Here is a 15,797-nt window from a genome sequence, read left to right as displayed (position 1 = left end):
CTGGTCCCACACTCGGACCAGCCCTGAAGCCTGCCAGGACATCTCAGAACCTGTCTGAGAACCACTCGGTCCGCAGTTCTCGCCGCGCCCTCTCAGCCGAACACTGTCAGATGGCGCGCTCGCGGCCCTGCCAGTACGGGTCGCGCAGCTTGCGCTTGTAGAGCTTGCCGTTGGGGTCGCGCGGGAGTTGCTCGGCGTAGTCGATGCTGCGCGGCAGCTTGAAGCGCGCCAGGCGTTCGCCGGCGTAGGTCAGCAGCTCCCTGGTCAGCTCGGCGCTCGGCTCGACGCCTTCGGTGGTCTGTACGACGGCCTTGATCTCCTCGCCCCAGTCTTCGTGCGGCACGCCGAACACCGCGACGTCGGCGACCTTGGGGTGCATCACCAGCTCGCCCTCGATCTCCGCGGGGTAGATGTTCACCCCGCCGGAGATGATCATGTCGTTCTTCCGGTCGTGCAGGTACAGGTAGCCGTCCTCGTCGAGGTGGCCGACGTCCCCGAGGGTGAACAGGTCGCCGACCCGCGACTTCTCGGTTTTCTCGCGATCCTTGTGATACTCGAACGTCGAGTCGCCCATCTTCATGTACACCGTGCCGACCTCACCTGGCGGCAACCCAGCTCCGGACTCGTCGAGGACCGTCACCGTGGATCCCGGCCACGGTCGCCCCACCGACCCCGGCTTGCGCAGCCACTCCTCGCCACTGATCACCGTGCCGCCGCCCTCGGTGGCCGCGTAGTACTCGGTCACGACGGGTCCCCACCAGTCGAGCATCTGCCGCTTGACCTCCAGCGGGCACGGCGCCGCACCGTGGATCATGTTGCGCAGCGAGGAGACGTCGTAGCCGGCACGCACGTCCTCCGGCAGCGCGAGCAGCCTGCGGAACTGGGTGGGCACCATATGGCTGTGCGTGACCCGGTGGCGCTCGATCAGCCGCAGCATCTCCTCCGGGTCCCACCGGTCCATCAGTACCGCGGGATGCCCGAGCTGGATCGCGATCGCGACGAAGTTCAGCACCGCCGTGTGGTAGAGCGGGGACCCACACAGGTGCACGTGCCCGTCGAACGGCGACAGCCCGAAAACGCCGAAGAACCACGTGGACGCCGCCGGGACCTGGTCCGGATCGGCCCCGCTGAGCGGCCTGCGGACACCCTTGGGCCTGCCGGTCGTACCCGAGGTGTAGAGCATCGGCGAACCCGCCGTGCGTCGCTGCGGCCTGCCTTCGCCCTCCCCCGACCCTAGTTCCTCGATCCGCCGGAAACCGGGCACCTCCCCCACCGCGAAGCGAGCACGCTCGGGCACTCCCGCTTCAGCCGCGGCTGCTGCGGCGACCTCGCCGAAGCGTTCGTGGGCGAGAAAGGCCTTCGCGCCGCTGTCACTGAGAATGTAGGCGACCTCGGGACCGACCAGGTGCCAGTTGACCATCACCACGTAGAGCCCGGACTGGATCGCCGCGAAGTACGCGGCCAGCAACTCCACACCGTTGGGTTGCAGCACGACGACGACGTCACCTGTGTCCAGGCCTAGCGCCTGCAGTCCCCTGGCGTAGGAGTTGGCCTTCGCGGTCAGCTCTCCGTAGCTGATCTCGGTGCCGTCGGGGTCGACCACCGCTGTGGCCTCGGGCCGTTCGGCCGCGATGTTCCAGACTCCGAGAGTGTCGGTCTGTGGCAGGGCAGAAGTGGGCATACCCGCAAATCTAGAACGTGTTCCATATCAAGGCAAGGTTCTGAGCATGATAGAGCCGCCGATCTTGCCGAGATTTCGAGAACGTGTTTCACTTTGACCGTGACTGCCGGTACAGATGCAGCAGAGGCTCCCCTCTCCGCCCCGCTCAACGTGGGGTTCGACTACACCCGCTCCGTCGGGCCGGTACTCGGCCACTTCGTCTCCGCACTCGCCGAACGCCGGATCGAGGGCGTGCGCGGTAGCGACGGCCGGGTGCACGTCCCACCCGTGGAGTACGACCCCATGACCGCCGCACCGCTCTCCGAATTCGTCACCGTGGCGAACGAGGGCACGGTGCTGTCCTGGTCCTGGATCGCCCGCCCGCTGGACGGTCAACCGCTGTCCCGGCCGTTCGCCTGGGCGCTGATCCGGCTGGACGGTGCGGACACCGCGATCCTGCACGCGGTCGACGCGGGCACACCAGAGCACATCAGTACCGGCAGCCGGGTGCGTGTCCGCTGGGCCGCCGAACCGGTCGGCCACATCCGGGACATCGCGTGCTTCGACCTCGTGGACCCGCCCGCCGGGCACACACTCGCGCAGTCGCCCGCGTCTCCCCCGGCCGCCGAGCGCGCCGACGGGGATCCGGTCGCCGTCGTCATCACGCCGATCCACCTGCGCTACCAGCACTCCGCCTCCCCCGAGGAAAGCCGCTACCTGCGGGCCCTGGCCGAGGGCAGGTTGCTCGGTCAGCGCTGTCCTGAATGCCGCAAGGTCTACATCCCGCCCCGTGGCGCGTGCCCCGTGGACGGGGTGCCGACCGTCGAGGAGATCGACCTGCCGGATACCGGCATCATCACCACGTTCTGCATCGTCAACGTGCCGTTCCTCGGCCAGCGGATCAAACCGCCCTACGTCGCCGCGTACATCCTGCTCGACGGGGCCGACATCGCGTTCCTGCACCTGGTTCTCGGCTGTGACGCCACCGACGTGCGGATGGGAATGCGGGTGCGCGCGTCCTGGAAGCCGAGGGACGAGTGGGGCACGACGCTGGAGAACGTTCAGCACTTCGAACCGACCGGTGAACCGGACGCGCCGTACGAGTCCTTCGCCCACCACCTGTGAAGGAGCTGCTCTGATGAACGAGGTCGCGGTTGTCGGCTTCACCCAGGCACCCAACGTCCGGCGGACCGAGGGCACCACCAACGGCGTCGAGATGCTGGTCCCGATCCTCGCCGAGGCGTTCGAGCGGACCGGTCTGTCCAAGGAGGACATCGGCTTCTGGTGTTCGGGGTCGTCCGACTACCTAGCGGGGCGAGCTTTTTCATTCATCTCCGCGGTTGACGCGATAGGCGCGTTCCCGCCGATCCACGAGTCGCATGTGGAGATGGACGCGGCGTGGGCGCTGTACGAAGCGTGGCTGAAGATCCGCACCGGCGAGGTGGACACCGCACTGGTGTACGGCTTCGGCAAGTCCTCGGCAGGCCAGTTGCGCAGGGTGCTGTCCCTGCAACTCGACCCCTACGTCGTCGCTCCACTGTGGCCGGACTCGATCAGCATCGCGGGCATCCAGGCCCGGCTCGGAATCGACAGCGGCCTGTGGAGTGAGAAGGAGATGGCCGAGATCGCCGCCCGCAGCCGCGCCGATGCGATCGGCAACCCGGCCGCCCAGCTCAGTGGCCGGGTGGAGCCCGGCGAGCTGCTCGATACGCCGATGTTCGCGGATCCGCTGCGAGCCCACGACATCGCCCCGATCACCGACGGTGCGGCGGTGATAGTCCTGGCCTCCGCCGACCGGGCTCGTGAGCTCGCCGACCGCCCAGCGTTCATCACCGGCATCGAGCATCGCGTCGACTCCCCCGTCCTCGGCGCACGAGACCTCACCCGCTCACCCTCGGCCGAAGCGGCGGGCAGTGCCGCGGGCGCGGACGGCGTCGAACTCGCCGAACTGCACGCGCCGTTCACCCACCAGGAGATCATCCTGCGTACCGCGCTCGGCCTCGGCGACGACGTGGTGATCAACCCGTCCGGCGGGCCGTTGACCGGCAATCCGATGTTCTCCGCGGGGCTGGTCCGCATCGGCGAGGCAGCGAACCGGATTCTGCGCGGGGACGCGGGAAAGGTGCTCGCGCACGCGACCAGCGGGCCCGTGCTGCAGCAGAATCTCGTGGCCGTACTGGAGGGACGCGACTGATGGCCAAGCAACTAGCCGCCGTGCTGGGCACCGGCCAGACCGACCACCGGGCCAAGCGCACCGACGTCTCGATGCCCGGACTGCTGCGCGAGGCGATCGACCGCGCGATGCTCGACGCCCAGGTCGAGTGGGCCGACATCGACGCCGTGGTGCTGGGCAAGGCACCCGACCTGTTCGAGGGCGTGATGATGCCCGAACTGTTCCTGGCCGACGCGCTCGGAGCGACGGGCAAACCACTGCTGCGCGTGCATACCGCGGGCTCCGTCGGCGGATCCACCGCGCTCGTCGCCACCAGCCTCGTGCAGGCCGGGGTGCATCGCAGGGTGCTCACGGTGGCGTTCGAAAAGCAGTCCGAGTCGAACGCGATGTGGGCCCTGTCCATCCTGCCGCCGTTCCAGATGCCGGTCGGTGCCGGGGCAGGCGGCTACTTCGCACCGCACGTGCGCTCCTACATCCGCCGCTCCGGCGCCCCGGAGCACATCGGCGCGATAGTGGCCGCCAAGGACCGGCGCAACGGGGCGCTCAACCCGCACGCGCACCTGCGCCAGGCGGATATCACCGTGGAATCCGTCCGGGCGTCGCAGATGTTGTGGGACCCCATCCGCTACGACGAAACCTGCCCTTCCTCCGACGGTGCCTGCGCCATGGTGATCGGCGACGAGAACGCGGGGGATGCGGTGTCCGGAGGCGCGGGCTGGATCCACGGCACCGCGATGCGCACGGAACCCACCACCTTCGCCGGCCGGGACCAGGTGAATCCGCAGGCGGGCCGCGACGCGGCCGCAGCGCTGTGGCGGGAGGCAGGCATCTCCGACCCACTGTCCGAAGTAGACGCAGCGGAGATTTACGTGCCGTTCTCCTGGTTCGAGCCGATGTGGCTGGAGAACCTGGGGTTCACCAGCGAGGGCACCGGCTGGAAACTGACCGAGGCAGGCGAGACGGCGATCGGCGGCAGACTTCCGGTGAACCCGTCCGGCGGTGTGCTGTCCTCCAACCCCATCGGCGCTTCGGGAATGCTGCGGTTCGCCGAGGCGGCCAAGCAGGTGATGGGCCGTGCGGGGGATTACCAGGTGGACGGCGCCAAAATTGCCCTCGGTCACGCCTACGGCGGCGGCTCGCAGTACTTCTCGATGTGGGTCGTCGGAGCGGACAAACCCGCGTAGGCCGCGACCACCGTCGCACTTTCCCGGGAAAGTGCGATACCCGGAGGGCGGCGTGGGGGGGTGTTCGCGCGGGCGATACTCGTCAGCCGAACTGGCCGGGCTCGTAGTCGCCGGCGGGCTGCTGGACGACGACGTTCAAGCGGTTGAAGGCGTTGATGACCGCGATGAGTGAGACCAGGGCGCCGAGCTGGTCCTCGTCGTAGTGCTTGGCGGCATTCGTCCATGCCTCGTCCGTGACGCCCCCGGCCGCGTCGGCGATGCGGGTGCCCTGCTCGGTCAGCTCGAGGGCAGCACGTTCGGCCTCGGTGAACACCGTGGCCTCCCGCCATGCCGCGAGCAGGTTGAGGCGCACCGAGGTCTCCCCTGCGTGTGCGGCGTCCTTGGTGTGCATATCGGTGCAGAACCCGCAGCCGTTGATCTGACTGGCGCGGATCTTCACCAGTTCCTCCGTCGCGGCAGGCAACGCCGAGTCCGTGACCACCTTGCCCGCGGCGATGATGTGCTTCAGCGCTTTGGCCGCGACCGGGTTGCCGAAGAGGTTCAGGCGAGCGTCCATCGTGCACTCCTTGCCGTTGTTGGTGTTTCCATCCCTATGACGGAACAGCTCGGCAAGATGTGACCGGAACGAATGTGACCTGCGTCGCTGGCTGCTCGCGCTACGCGAGAGCGATCAGCGCGCTGCCGTCGTCCTCGGGCAGGTCGGCCGCTGTCGTCGCCGTCGCGGAACTGCGCAACAGCTCGATCTCGCAGCCGAGGGTGGACAGGAACGCCGTGTCCGCGGCATCGCGGCCGGTGGCTATCCGCGTCAGGGTCTGGCGGGGTGCGAGCCTGGTCGCGTCGAACACGTACCAGCGGCCGTCGACGGCCGCCTCGAACACGGCGTGGAAGTCCATCGGGGACAGACCTGGCGCGTAGACCGCGGCGAACCGGGCGGGAATGTCCAGGGAACGACAGTAGGTCACGCACAGATGCGCGAAGTCGCGGCACACACCTTCGCCCGCGAGCAGTGTCTCCAGCGCGCTGTCGGTCGGCCTGCTGGTGCCCGGAATGTAGGCGAGACGGTCGCTGACGTACCGCACGATCTCGCGCACCTGGTCCCGCTGCCGCTCGATCCGGCCGAAGTGCTCCAGCGCCAGCCCGATCATCCGGTCCGAGGGACAGTAACGACTCGGGCGGGTGTAGGTGATCTGATCGGCGTCGGTGAGCGCCTCCGGCTCGGTGTCACCGCAGGCGCGCTCGGCGCGGTAGCGGATGTGCACCTCGTCGGCCGGCAGGTCCAGCACGTGCACCCTGGTGCCGTGTGGCAGTTCGACCGGGGCTTCCACCGGCGGGTTCTGCCCGCCCGAGGTGCGCACCGTCAACTCCTCGGAGTCGGCTCTCGACGAGTCGGCCACCGCCACCGAGAGCGCCAGCCTGCCCGGCGCGGTCACTCGCAGGGACAGTTCGGCTTCGAGGCGGGTACGTACGGTCATGGCGGCCATCATCCCTGACCGCGGCCCCCACTGACGAGAGGGCGTTCAGTCGTAACTCACCTGGTAGTGCTTGATGCCGTTGAGCCAGCCCGAACGCAGGCGCTCGGGCGGTGCGAGCTCACGGATGTTCGGCATCTCGTCGGCGATGGCGTTGAAGATCAGGTCGATCTCCAGCCTGGCCAGGTTCGCTCCGATGCAGTAGTGCGACCCTGTCCCGCCGAAACCGACGTGCGGGTTGTCCGTGCGCATGATGTCGAACTTCTCCGGCTGCTCGAACACGTCCGGATCGAAGTTCGCGGAACTGTAGAACATGCCGACCCGGTCACCCTTGCGGATCTGCTGCCCGCCGAGCTCGGTGTCCGCCGTGGCGGTGCGCTGGAACGCGACCACGGGCGTCGCCCATCGGACGATCTCGTCAGCCGCGGTCTTGGGGCGATCGCGCTTGTACAACTCCCACTGCTCCGGGTGATCCAGGAACGCCTTCATCCCGTGCGTGATCGCGTTGCGCGTCGTCTCGTTGCCCGCCACCGCGAGCAGGATGACGAAGAACCCGAACTCATCCGAGGACAGCGACTCACCGTCCACATCGGCCTGAACGAGCTTGGTGACGATATCGTCCATGGGACACCCTCGCCGTTGTTCCGCCATGTTCCAGGCGTAGCCGACGAGTTCGGCCGATGCGGCCACCGGCTCCACATCGTACTCGGGATCGTCGTAGCCGATCATCTGGTTCGACCAGTCGAAGATGCGGCCCCGGTCCTCCTGCGGGATGCCGAGCAGCTCGGCGATCGCCTGCAGCGGCAGCTCGCACGCGACATCCGCGACGAAGTCGCCTGATCCCTTCGCCTTGGCCTCGGCGACGATGTGTTGAGCGCGGCCGCGCAACGCCTCCTCGAGCTTGCCGATGGCCCGCGGCGTGAAGCCCTTCGAGACGATCCTGCGCAACTTGGTGTGCTGCGGCGCGTCCATGTTCAGCAGGATGAGCCGGGTGGCTTCGAGGGCCTCCTCCGTCATCGTCTCGTCGAACCGGATGATCGCCGTCTTCTCCCGCGAGGAGAACAGCTCACCGTCCTTGGAAACGGTTTTGACGTCCTCCAGCCGGGTGACCACCCAGAACCCCTCGTCACCGAACCCGGCCAGATTGTGCGGCTGCGGATTCCACCAGACGGGCGCTGTGCCGCGCAGTTCGGCGAACTCCTCCAGCGGTAACCGCTGGGCGTACAGGTCCGGATCGGTGAAGTCGAAACCAGTGGGGATCAGCGGTGTGGCCACGGCTACCTCCGTCGGTCGTCGGATTGGTCCGCACCCCACACGTAAATGTGGAACACGTTCTACCGACGATTGAAGCATACGGTGTTAACTAAGAGAAGAGTATGAGTGAAACCTGTTAACTAGCGCAATGTCGATCTTGAAACCGCAGGTCGGACAATCCAGGGTCACCGGCGCCCGTTCGGCGGTTGACCGAACGTCGAGTTGCAACAAATGAGAACTTGTTCTACTTTTTGCCTACTTACCGTATTCGGCGCGAAAGAGGAGACCACGGTGGGCCAACCCGTCATCGTCGACGCAGTCCGTACCCCGATCGGCAAGCGCGGAGGCTGGCTGGCCGGACTGCATGCCGCCGAGCTGCTCGCAGCGGCGCAGCGAGCCCTGTTGGAGCGATCGGCTCTCGACCCCGCTCTGGTGGAACAGGTCATCGGCGGGACCGTCACCCAGGCGGGTGAGCAGTCGAACAACATCACGCGGACCGCCTGGCTGCATGCGGGCTTGCCGGAACAATGCGGCGCGACCACGATCGACGCCCAGTGCGGGTCGGCGCAGCAGGCGACCCATCTGATCTCCGGGCTGATCGCCGCGGGTGCGATCGACGTCGGCATCGCCTGCGGGGTCGAGGCGATGAGCCGGGTCCCGCTCGGCTCCAACCGGGGAACCGAGGTCGGTACGCCCCGCCCTCAGTCCTGGACGATCGACATGCCCAACCAGTTCGGCGCGGCCGAACGCATCGCGCTGCGCAGGGGACTCACCCGTGATGACGTCGACGCCTTCGGTGCGGCATCGCAAACCAAGGCCGCCGCCGCGTGGGCGCAGGGCCGCTTCGACCGGGAGCTCGCCCCGGTCAAGGCACCTGTGCTCGACGCCGAGGGCAGGGCCACTGGCGAGACGCAACTGGTTTCCCGCGACCAGGGTCTGCGGGAAACCAGCGTGGACGGCCTCGCCAGGCTGAAGCCCGTGCAGGAGGGCGGCGTGCACACTGCCGGTACCTCCTCACAGATCTCCGACGGGGCGTCGGCGGTCCTGCTGATGGACTCCGACAGGGCGGCAGCACTCGGGCTTGCGCCCCGGGCCCGAATCCGCGCGCAGGCCCTCGTCGGCGCCGAGCCGTACTACCACCTGGACGGGCCGGTGAGCGCCACGGAACGGGTACTGGATCGAGCGGGCATGCGCATCGAGGACCTGGACCTGTTCGAAGTGAACGAGGCGTTCGCCTCCGTCGTGCTCTCCTGGCAGGGTGTGCACGCCCCCGATCCTTCCAGGGTGAACGTCAACGGTGGCGCGATCGCTCTCGGCCACCCGGTGGGCAGCACCGGAACCAGGCTGATCACCACCGCCCTGCACGAACTCGAGCGCCGGGACGGCAACAGCGCGCTGGTCACCATGTGTGCGGGCGGGGCGATGGCCACGGCAACCGTGCTCGAACGACTCTGATCGGCACGCAGTGAGCGCCGGATTCCAGCCGGCCGGCGCTCACTGCGTGCCGTACACCGGTTCCGGTACTGGCGCGCGGTCGATCAAGCGGGCGACGACCGGACCGAGTTCACCGGGTTCCCATCGTGCGCCCTTGTCCACGGCAGGGCCGTGCCGCCATGCCTGTGCGAGCGCCACCCTGCCCCCGTCGACCTCGAAGACCCGTCCGGTGACCTCGGCTGACTCCGTGCTGCCCAGCCACACCACCAACGGCGACACGTTCTCCGGTGCCATGGAGTCGAAGCCGGCCCCTGGCGCGGCCATGTCCTCGGCGAAGGCCTGTTCGGTCATCCGGGTACGTGCGGCGGGCGCGATGGCGTTCACCGTGACCCCGTAGCGGGCCAACTCCGCCGCGGCCACCGTCGTCAGGCCGAGGATCCCGGCCTTGGCCGCCGAGTAGTTGCCCTGACCGACACTGCCGAGCAGGCCGGCCCCCGAACTGGTGTTGATGATCCTGGCTGCCGCCTCGCGCCCGGCCTTCGCCTCCGCGCGCCAGTAGGCCGCCGCATGGCGCAGTGGCGCGAAGTGCCCCTTCAGATGCACCCGGATCACCGCGTCCCAGTCGTTCTCGCCGAGATTCACCAGCATTCGGTCCCGCAGGAAGCCGGCATTGTTCACCAGCACGTCGAGGCGGCCGAACGCGTCGATCGCGGTCCGCACGAGGCTCTGCGCGCCCGACCAGTCCGCGACGTCGTCGCTGTTGGCGACGGCCCTGCCGCCCGCAGCCTCGATTTCGGCCACCACCTTCTGCGCCGGCCCCTCCGGCGCCGCGCCTCCGGCGCTCCCATCGAGCCCCGCGCCGACGTCGTTGACCACCACTGCGGCCCCTTCGGCGGCGAACGCCAGCGCGTGTGCCCTGCCGATTCCCCGCCCGGCCCCTGTGACGATCACGACGCGGTCGTCGACGACTCCACTCACGGTGTCTCCTTCTCCTTCAGTGCGTTCCCGGCCGTCAGGAACGCGGGCACCTCTCCCCCGCCGTGTACCTCGAGGGTGGCGCCGCTGACATAGGACGCCAGTGGCGACGCCAGAAACGCGGCACAGGAACCGATTTCCTCCGGTTCAGCCAATCGTCCCGCGGGGACGGTGGCGGCGACGGCCGCGATTCCGTCCTCGTCGCCGTAGTGCATTCCGGCCAGTTCCGTTCGCACCATTCCGACCCGCAGCGAGTTCACTCGTACGCGGGGAGCCCACTCAGCCGCGAGTGTCGCGGTGAGACTGTCCACACCGGCCTTCGCCGCACCGTAGGCGGCGGTACCCGGGGAGGGCCGCGTCGCGCTGACGCTACTGATCATGACGATGGCGCCACCGCTTTCCTGGCCTCGCATCACCGAGTTCGCGCACTGGGCCACCGTCAGCGGCGCCAGCAGATTCAGCGCGACCACCTTGCTGTTGAAGTTCGCCGAGGCCTGGTCGGTGGGCGCGAACGGGGCGCCGCCCGCGTTGTTCACCACGACGTCGAGCCTGCCGTGCCGGTGGACTACTTGACGGACGAGATCCGCGACCTGATCCGGCTCCCTGACATCGCAGGCGAGGAACTCCGCCGTACTGCCGTAGGCGTGCACCGGATCACCGGGATCGTTGCGCGCACAGGTGACCACCTTCGCGCCGGCCCGCAGGAAAACCCTGGTGATGCCCGCGCCGACACCACGGACACCGCCGGTCACCAGTACGACCGCGCCGTCGAGGCGAAGGTCGAGCGACACGACCGCACCTCCCATCGTCTTCTTCGTGCATCTGTACCGCATCCGGTCGTGCTGCTAACGTACCAAGCAAGTGCTAGGTTTGGAAGAAGGTTCGATGCCTGAAGCAATCACCGTCGATCGCGCCGAGCGAGGGCTCGCGGTCGTCACAGTGGACGCACCACCGGTCAACGCACTTTCCGTGCGGGACTGGTTCGACCTCGCCGAGGCGATCACGAACGCGGGCCGCGACCCCGGCTGTCACGTTGTCGTGCTTCGCGCCGAGGGACGTGGCTTCAACGCGGGGGTGAACATCAAGGAGATCCAGCGCGACGACGCCTACGAAGCACTGATCGGCGCCAACCAGGGTTGCGCCGCCGCGTTCTCCGCCGTGTACGACTGCGCCGTACCCGTCATCGCCGCGGTGCAAGGCTTCTGTCTAGGCGGCGGAATCGGCCTCGTGGGCAACGCCGACGTGATCATCGCCGCGGAGGACGCGACCTTCGGGCTGCCCGAGGTCGACCGAGGTGCACTCGGGGCGGCGACACACCTGGCCCGGCTGGTACCCCAGCACCTGATGCGAGCGTTGTACTTCACGGCGAGCACAGTCGACGCACATCAGTTGCATCACCACGGTTCGGTGTACGCGGTCGTGCCCCGCACCGGACTCGACACCGCGGCACTGGAGCTCGCAAGGCAGATCGCGGCCAAGGACACGCGGGTGATCCGCGCGGCCAAGCAGGCGATCAACGGGATCGACGTGCAGCCGGTGCACCGGAGCTACCGGTTCGAGCAGGGCTTCACCTTCGAACTCAACCTGGCGGGCGTCTCCGACGCGGCCCGGCAGGAATTCCTGGACGGCAAGGAGACCTGATGGCGGACAAGCGGATGACGCCGGACGAGATCGTCGGCGAACTCTCGGACGGGATGACGATCGGGATCGGCGGCTGGGGCTCACGGCGCAAGCCGATGGCACTCGTGCGCGCCATCCTGCGGTCGAACCTCACCGATCTGACGGTGGTCTCCTATGGCGGCCCGGACATCGGCCTGCTCGCGAGTTCGGGCCGGATCCGCAGGCTGGTGTTCGGGTTCGTCACGCTGGACTCGATCCCGTTCGACCCGTGGTTCAGCCGAGTGCGCGAAGCAGGCGAGATCGAGGTGACCGAGTACGACGAGGGAATGCTCGGAACCGGCCTGTCCGCCGCGGCCGCACGCCTGCCGTTCCTGCCGACGCGCGCGGGGCTCGGCTCGGACGTGCCGGGGTTCGACCCATCCCTGCGAACGGTGCGCTCGCCCTACGACGACAGCGAGGAACTTCTGGCCGTACCCGCGCTCCGGCTCGATGCCGCCCTGATCCACCTGAACCGGGCTGACGCGCGGGGAAACGCGCAGTACCTCGGTCCGGATCCGTACTTCGACGACCTGTTCGCCCTCGCGGCGGACCGCGCCTATGTGTCGGTGGAGCGGGTGGTGGAGACCGGCGAACTCACCGCCGCCGCGCCGGTGCAAAGCCTTCTGCTGAACCGCGCCTCGGTGCACGGAGTCGCCGAAACCCCTCGCGGTGCACATTTCACCAGCGCCGCGCCGGACTACGGCAGGGACGAACGGTTCCAGCGGCACTACGCGGCCTGCGCCAAGGACCAGGACGCGTGGCCAGGATTCATCGATCGATTCCTGTCCGGTGACGAACGCAGCTATCAGTCCGAAGTAGACAAGTACCTGCAGGAGGCCGCATGAGTGACGTGACTCGCGCTGAGGTCGCCGCGGCGGCCTGCGCAGACCTCTTTCGCGGCGACGGTGAGATGGTCGTCAGCCCGATGGGCCTGCTTCCCTCGCTCGGCGCCCGGCTCGCCCGGCTGACGTTCGAACCCGACCTGCTGCTCTCCGACGGAGAGGCGTACCTGCTCGCCAACACACCCGGACTCGCAGGCGGCGAACCACCGGTGATCGAGGGCTGGCAGCCGTTTCGCCGGGTGCTGGACACCGTTGTGCCGCACGGAAAGCGGCATGTGGTGATGGGCGCGAACCAGATCGATCGGTACGGCAACCAGAACATCTCCGCGATCGGCGACCACACCCGGCCCGCCAAACAACTGCTCGGCGTCCGTGGCGGCCCTGGCAACACGGTGAACCACCGGACGAGTTACTGGGTGCCGCGACACAGCACGAGGGTCTTCTGCGACCGGGTCGACGTGGTGTCGGGCGTCGGATACGACCGGGCGAGGGCGGCGGGACCGAGCGCGGAGCGTTTCCACGACGTCTACCGCGTGGTCACGAATCTGGCGGTACTCGACTTCTCCGGAAGGGACAACGCCATGCGCCTGCTGTCGGTCCATCCCGGAGTCTCGGTGGCCGAGGTGACCGAACAGACGTCGTTCGAACTGGACGCCGGCGAGGTCACCGAGTCGCGGTTGCCCACCGAGCGCGAGTTGTATCTGCTGCGCGAGGTGCTGGATCCGAATTCGGTGCGGGACAAGGAAGTTCCGGAATGAGTGCGCTGCGTACGGCACTGACGGAACTGACCGGCGTCCGCCATCCGATCGTGCAGACCGGGATGGGCTGGGTCGCGGGGCCACGTCTGGTCTCGGCCACCGCGGAGGCGGGCGGGCTGGGCATCCTGGCCTCGGCCACCATGACCTTCGACGAACTCGAGCAGGCGGTGCGCGAGACCAGATCCCGCACGCGGCAACCGTTCGGAGTGAACCTACGGGCGGATGCCGAGGACGCGGGCCGCCGGGTCGACCTGCTGATCCGGGAGCGGGTGCGGGTGGCGTCCTTCGCTCTCGCCCCGCGCAGGGAACTGATCACCAAGCTCAAGGACGCGGGCGTCGTGGTGATTCCCTCGGTCGGCGCGGCCAGGCACGCCGAGAAGGTCGCCGAGTGGGGTGCCGACGCTGTCGTGGTGCAGGGCGGCGAAGGTGGCGGGCATACCGGTCCGGTAGCGACCACCCTGCTACTGCCCGCCGTGCTCGACGCCGTGGACATCCCGGTCGTCGCCGCGGGAGGGTTCTTCGACGGAAGGGGCCTCGCCGCGGCACTGGCCTACGGTGCCGCCGGTGTGGCGATGGGTACCCGGTTCCTGCTGACCAGGGAGAGCACGGTGCCGGACGCCGTCAAGCGTGCGTACCTGGAGCGCGGCCTCGGCGACACGGTCGTGACCCGGAAGGTCGACGGAATGCCGCATCGAGTGCTGCGGACCGAACTCGTGGAGTCGCTGGAGCGTTCAGGACCGGTCACCGGGCTCGCCCGCGCGGCGCGCAACGCGACCCGGTTCCGCAGGCTCACCGGGCTGTCCTGGCGGTCGATGCTCGCGGAGGGTATCGGGATGCGCCGCGGCGGCGATCGCACCTGGTCCCAGGTGATCATGGCGGCGAACACGCCGATGCTGCTGCGCGCCGGTCTCGTCGCGGGCGATACCGAGGCCGGTGTCCTCGCGTCGGGACAGGTCGTGGGCCTGCTCGACGACCTGCCCGCGGTCGCCGAGCTGATCGAGGACATGGTGGCCGACGCCGCGGGTGCCATCGACCGGCTCACGACGATCCGAGCAGGTACGGATTCGGTCACACGGCAATGAACCCGGCGGTTCCGTGGGTGAGCACGCGAGCCCCGTCCCGCTCGACGACAAAGGTCTGACTGAGGCCGACGCATGCGCGGCCGAAAGACCGGAACGAGGCCGGGATATGGAACACCATGCCCTCGCGCAACGGTTCCCGGTTCTCCATCGTGATGTGGAACGGCGCACTGTCCATCCAATGTGGAGGATGGGCGAGACCGACCGGGTATCCGAAGAGATGATGGAAGACCACATCGTCCGGCAGGGGTCCGATCGCCTCGCTGGCTCGCCGGGCGACGTCCGCGCACGGCACCCCCGCGGCGGCCGTGCCCAGCACGGCGTCGAGCACGCTGCTCGACAACTCGCCCAGGCGCTGCGCGTCGGGGGTCGGCTCGCCACGGCTCAGCGTCCGCATCACGGGTGCGTGGTAGCGGTGATGGGCACCGGCGAACTCCAGGAAAATCGGACCGTCGCCAATGTGTTCACGACGCCAGCTGGAGTGCGGCACCCCGGCCCGCGGTGCGGAGACGACGACCGGCCCCCACGCCGAGGTCGAGGTGGCGCCCCGCAGGAGTGCTTCGGTGATGGCCCCGGCTATGGCCGAGTCGGTCGTGTCCGGGTCACCCGCCGCACGGACGGCCGCCTCGACACCACGCTGTGTGGCGTCAGCCGCCTCCTCGACGCAGCGCAGTTCCGCCGGGGACAGCACAAGGCGGAGGTTCTCGACCAGGTGCTCGCCGGGAACGAGGTCGGCGCCATGGCGACCGAGCAGCTCGATCGCCCGTGGTGGTGTCGACGTGTGCTCGAACTCGGCCGCGAGGCGAGCGCCGTCCGGCAGCGCCCGAGCGGCGTGCTCCGCGATCAGCGTGAGTGCCGTCGGGGCCTGGGTGTAGCCGTAGTAGAGCACCGTGTCCGCCACGGAACTCGCCATCGCCCTGCCGATTTCGAGGTCCGGAACGTAGAGGAACGTGTCCGATCTGGTGACCAGCAGCGGTTGTGGCACCCGTTCCATCGAGTGATACCCGCACAGGTACTCCACGCTCGACGGCCGGAACACGACGACACCGCCGAGGTTCGCCTGGGACAAGCGCTCCCTGACCCGTGCGAGACGCTCCCGGTACTCGTCGTCGGGAAACGGACGAGGCTCGAGCTCGGGCACCTGGGCAGCGGCGGGCACGTCGAGCCAGGCCGGCCGGGGAGTGCCGCCGAGTCCGACGAGATCCGGGTGGTGCACTGACGACTGGTCCGCGGGGTTGACGGGGACCACCCCCATCTCTCGCCGATCACGAACAAGGCACGGTCACTATCAGCGCCAGGCGGCCAGGTTG

The 15,797-nt window shown here is 68.5% G+C and carries 15 protein-coding genes; 8 read left to right on the top strand and 7 right to left on the bottom strand.

Going from position 1 to position 15,797, the window contains the following annotated elements:
- Nucleotides 1–106 precede the first annotated feature (106 nt).
- Nucleotides 107–1,681 carry an acyl-CoA synthetase gene (locus tag D0C15_RS04215; RefSeq protein ID WP_116041010.1) on the bottom strand — a complete coding sequence of 525 codons (1,575 nt, stop codon included), beginning with the start codon at nt 1,679–1,681 and terminating at the stop codon, nt 107–109.
- Nucleotides 1,682–1,780: 99 nt separating this feature from the next.
- Between D0C15_RS04215 and D0C15_RS04210 the strand changes: the two genes are divergently transcribed.
- Genes D0C15_RS04210 through D0C15_RS04200 form a run of 3 tightly spaced genes read left to right on the top strand, consistent with a single transcriptional unit; the run spans nt 1,781 to nt 5,017 of the window.
- Nucleotides 1,781–2,785, top strand: coding sequence for a Zn-ribbon domain-containing OB-fold protein (locus D0C15_RS04210; RefSeq protein WP_116041009.1), 1,005 nt, complete (start codon nt 1,781–1,783; stop codon nt 2,783–2,785).
- A gap of 13 nt (nt 2,786–2,798) precedes the next feature.
- A complete protein-coding gene (locus D0C15_RS04205) occupies nt 2,799–3,854 on the top strand; it encodes a thiolase domain-containing protein (protein WP_116041008.1) in 1,056 nt (351 codons plus the stop codon).
- Nucleotides 3,854–5,017: a thiolase domain-containing protein gene (locus tag D0C15_RS04200; protein WP_116041007.1), complete on the top strand. Its 1,164-nt coding sequence runs from the start codon at nt 3,854–3,856 to the stop codon at nt 5,015–5,017. Before D0C15_RS04205 ends, D0C15_RS04200 begins: the two co-directional genes overlap by 1 nt.
- A gap of 82 nt (nt 5,018–5,099) precedes the next feature.
- Here the strand turns inward: D0C15_RS04200 and D0C15_RS04195 are convergent, their stop codons facing one another.
- From D0C15_RS04195 to D0C15_RS04185, 3 genes are all read right to left on the bottom strand, one after another.
- Nucleotides 5,100–5,573: a carboxymuconolactone decarboxylase family protein gene (locus tag D0C15_RS04195; RefSeq protein WP_116041006.1), complete on the bottom strand. Its 474-nt coding sequence runs from the start codon at nt 5,571–5,573 to the stop codon at nt 5,100–5,102.
- 100 nt (nt 5,574–5,673) lie between these two features.
- A complete protein-coding gene (locus D0C15_RS04190) occupies nt 5,674–6,489 on the bottom strand; it encodes a transglutaminase-like domain-containing protein (protein WP_116041005.1) in 816 nt (271 codons plus the stop codon).
- Nucleotides 6,490–6,534: 45 nt separating this feature from the next.
- Nucleotides 6,535–7,761, bottom strand: coding sequence for a cytochrome P450 (locus D0C15_RS04185; protein WP_116041004.1), 1,227 nt, complete (start codon nt 7,759–7,761; stop codon nt 6,535–6,537).
- Nucleotides 7,762–8,031: 270 nt separating this feature from the next.
- On the opposite strand from D0C15_RS04185, the gene D0C15_RS04180 reads away from it, so the two are divergent.
- A complete protein-coding gene (locus tag D0C15_RS04180; protein WP_116041003.1) occupies nt 8,032–9,195 on the top strand; it encodes a steroid 3-ketoacyl-CoA thiolase in 1,164 nt (387 codons plus the stop codon).
- Nucleotides 9,196–9,234: 39 nt separating this feature from the next.
- Here D0C15_RS04180 and D0C15_RS04175 read toward each other — a convergent pair whose 3' ends face one another.
- On the bottom strand, nt 9,235–10,152 hold the full coding sequence (locus D0C15_RS04175) for an SDR family oxidoreductase (RefSeq protein ID WP_116041002.1): 918 nt from the start codon (nt 10,150–10,152) through the stop codon (nt 9,235–9,237).
- The gene (locus D0C15_RS04170) at nt 10,149–10,940 is read right to left on the bottom strand and encodes an SDR family oxidoreductase (RefSeq protein WP_211323079.1); all 792 of its coding nucleotides are present in this window, start codon (nt 10,938–10,940) and stop codon (nt 10,149–10,151) included. The genes D0C15_RS04175 and D0C15_RS04170 overlap by 4 nt, the downstream gene beginning before the upstream one ends.
- Nucleotides 10,941–11,034: 94 nt before the next feature.
- Here D0C15_RS04170 and D0C15_RS04165 point away from each other — a divergent pair, with 94 nt between their 5' ends.
- From D0C15_RS04165 to D0C15_RS04150, 4 genes are read left to right on the top strand one after another with little or no spacing between them, the layout of a single operon-like run.
- Nucleotides 11,035–11,790 (top strand): enoyl-CoA hydratase family protein, encoded by a 756-nt coding sequence (locus D0C15_RS04165; RefSeq protein WP_116041000.1) that lies wholly within the window; start codon nt 11,035–11,037, stop codon nt 11,788–11,790.
- Nucleotides 11,790–12,653 (top strand): CoA transferase subunit A, encoded by an 864-nt coding sequence (locus D0C15_RS04160; RefSeq protein WP_116040999.1) that lies wholly within the window; start codon nt 11,790–11,792, stop codon nt 12,651–12,653. Before D0C15_RS04165 ends, D0C15_RS04160 begins: the two co-directional genes overlap by 1 nt.
- Nucleotides 12,650–13,408, top strand: coding sequence for a CoA-transferase subunit beta (locus D0C15_RS04155; protein ID WP_116040998.1), 759 nt, complete (start codon nt 12,650–12,652; stop codon nt 13,406–13,408). Before D0C15_RS04160 ends, D0C15_RS04155 begins: the two co-directional genes overlap by 4 nt.
- A 5-nt stretch (nt 13,409–13,413) precedes the next feature.
- The gene (locus D0C15_RS04150) at nt 13,414–14,490 is read left to right on the top strand and encodes an NAD(P)H-dependent flavin oxidoreductase (protein ID WP_116041110.1); all 1,077 of its coding nucleotides are present in this window, start codon (nt 13,414–13,416) and stop codon (nt 14,488–14,490) included.
- Here D0C15_RS04150 and D0C15_RS04145 read toward each other — a convergent pair.
- Entirely contained in the window at nt 14,477–15,742 is a 1,266-nt protein-coding gene (locus tag D0C15_RS04145) for a M24 family metallopeptidase (RefSeq protein WP_116040997.1), read from the bottom strand. The two genes, D0C15_RS04150 and D0C15_RS04145, sit on opposite strands and share 14 nt — an antisense overlap.
- Between the last annotated feature and the right edge of the window lie 55 nt (nt 15,743–15,797).

This window comes from Amycolatopsis palatopharyngis, assembly GCF_003385185.1.
GTDB classification, from domain to species: domain Bacteria; phylum Actinomycetota; class Actinomycetes; order Mycobacteriales; family Pseudonocardiaceae; genus Amycolatopsis; species Amycolatopsis palatopharyngis.
Note: the sequence above shows the minus strand (reverse complement) of the source record. Positions and strands in the feature narration are given on the sequence as shown.

Excerpts from the sequence above, each read along its gene's own strand:
- D0C15_RS04165 (WP_116041000.1), top strand. The coding sequence starts at position 11,035 with ATGCCTGAAGCAATCACCGTCGATCGCGCCGAGCGAGGGCTCGCGGTC.
- D0C15_RS04190 (WP_116041005.1), bottom strand. The coding sequence starts at position 6,489 with ATGACCGTACGTACCCGCCTCGAAGCCGAACTGTCCCTGCGAGTGACC.
- D0C15_RS04155 (WP_116040998.1), top strand. The coding sequence starts at position 12,650 with ATGAGTGACGTGACTCGCGCTGAGGTCGCCGCGGCGGCCTGCGCAGAC.
- D0C15_RS04195 (WP_116041006.1), bottom strand. The coding sequence starts at position 5,573 with ATGGACGCTCGCCTGAACCTCTTCGGCAACCCGGTCGCGGCCAAAGCG.
- D0C15_RS04200 (WP_116041007.1), top strand. The coding sequence starts at position 3,854 with ATGGCCAAGCAACTAGCCGCCGTGCTGGGCACCGGCCAGACCGACCAC.
- D0C15_RS04215 (WP_116041010.1), bottom strand. The coding sequence starts at position 1,681 with ATGCCCACTTCTGCCCTGCCACAGACCGACACTCTCGGAGTCTGGAAC.
- D0C15_RS04205 (WP_116041008.1), top strand. The coding sequence starts at position 2,799 with ATGAACGAGGTCGCGGTTGTCGGCTTCACCCAGGCACCCAACGTCCGG.
- D0C15_RS04160 (WP_116040999.1), top strand. The coding sequence starts at position 11,790 with ATGGCGGACAAGCGGATGACGCCGGACGAGATCGTCGGCGAACTCTCG.
- D0C15_RS04145 (WP_116040997.1), bottom strand. The coding sequence starts at position 15,742 with ATGGGGGTGGTCCCCGTCAACCCCGCGGACCAGTCGTCAGTGCACCAC.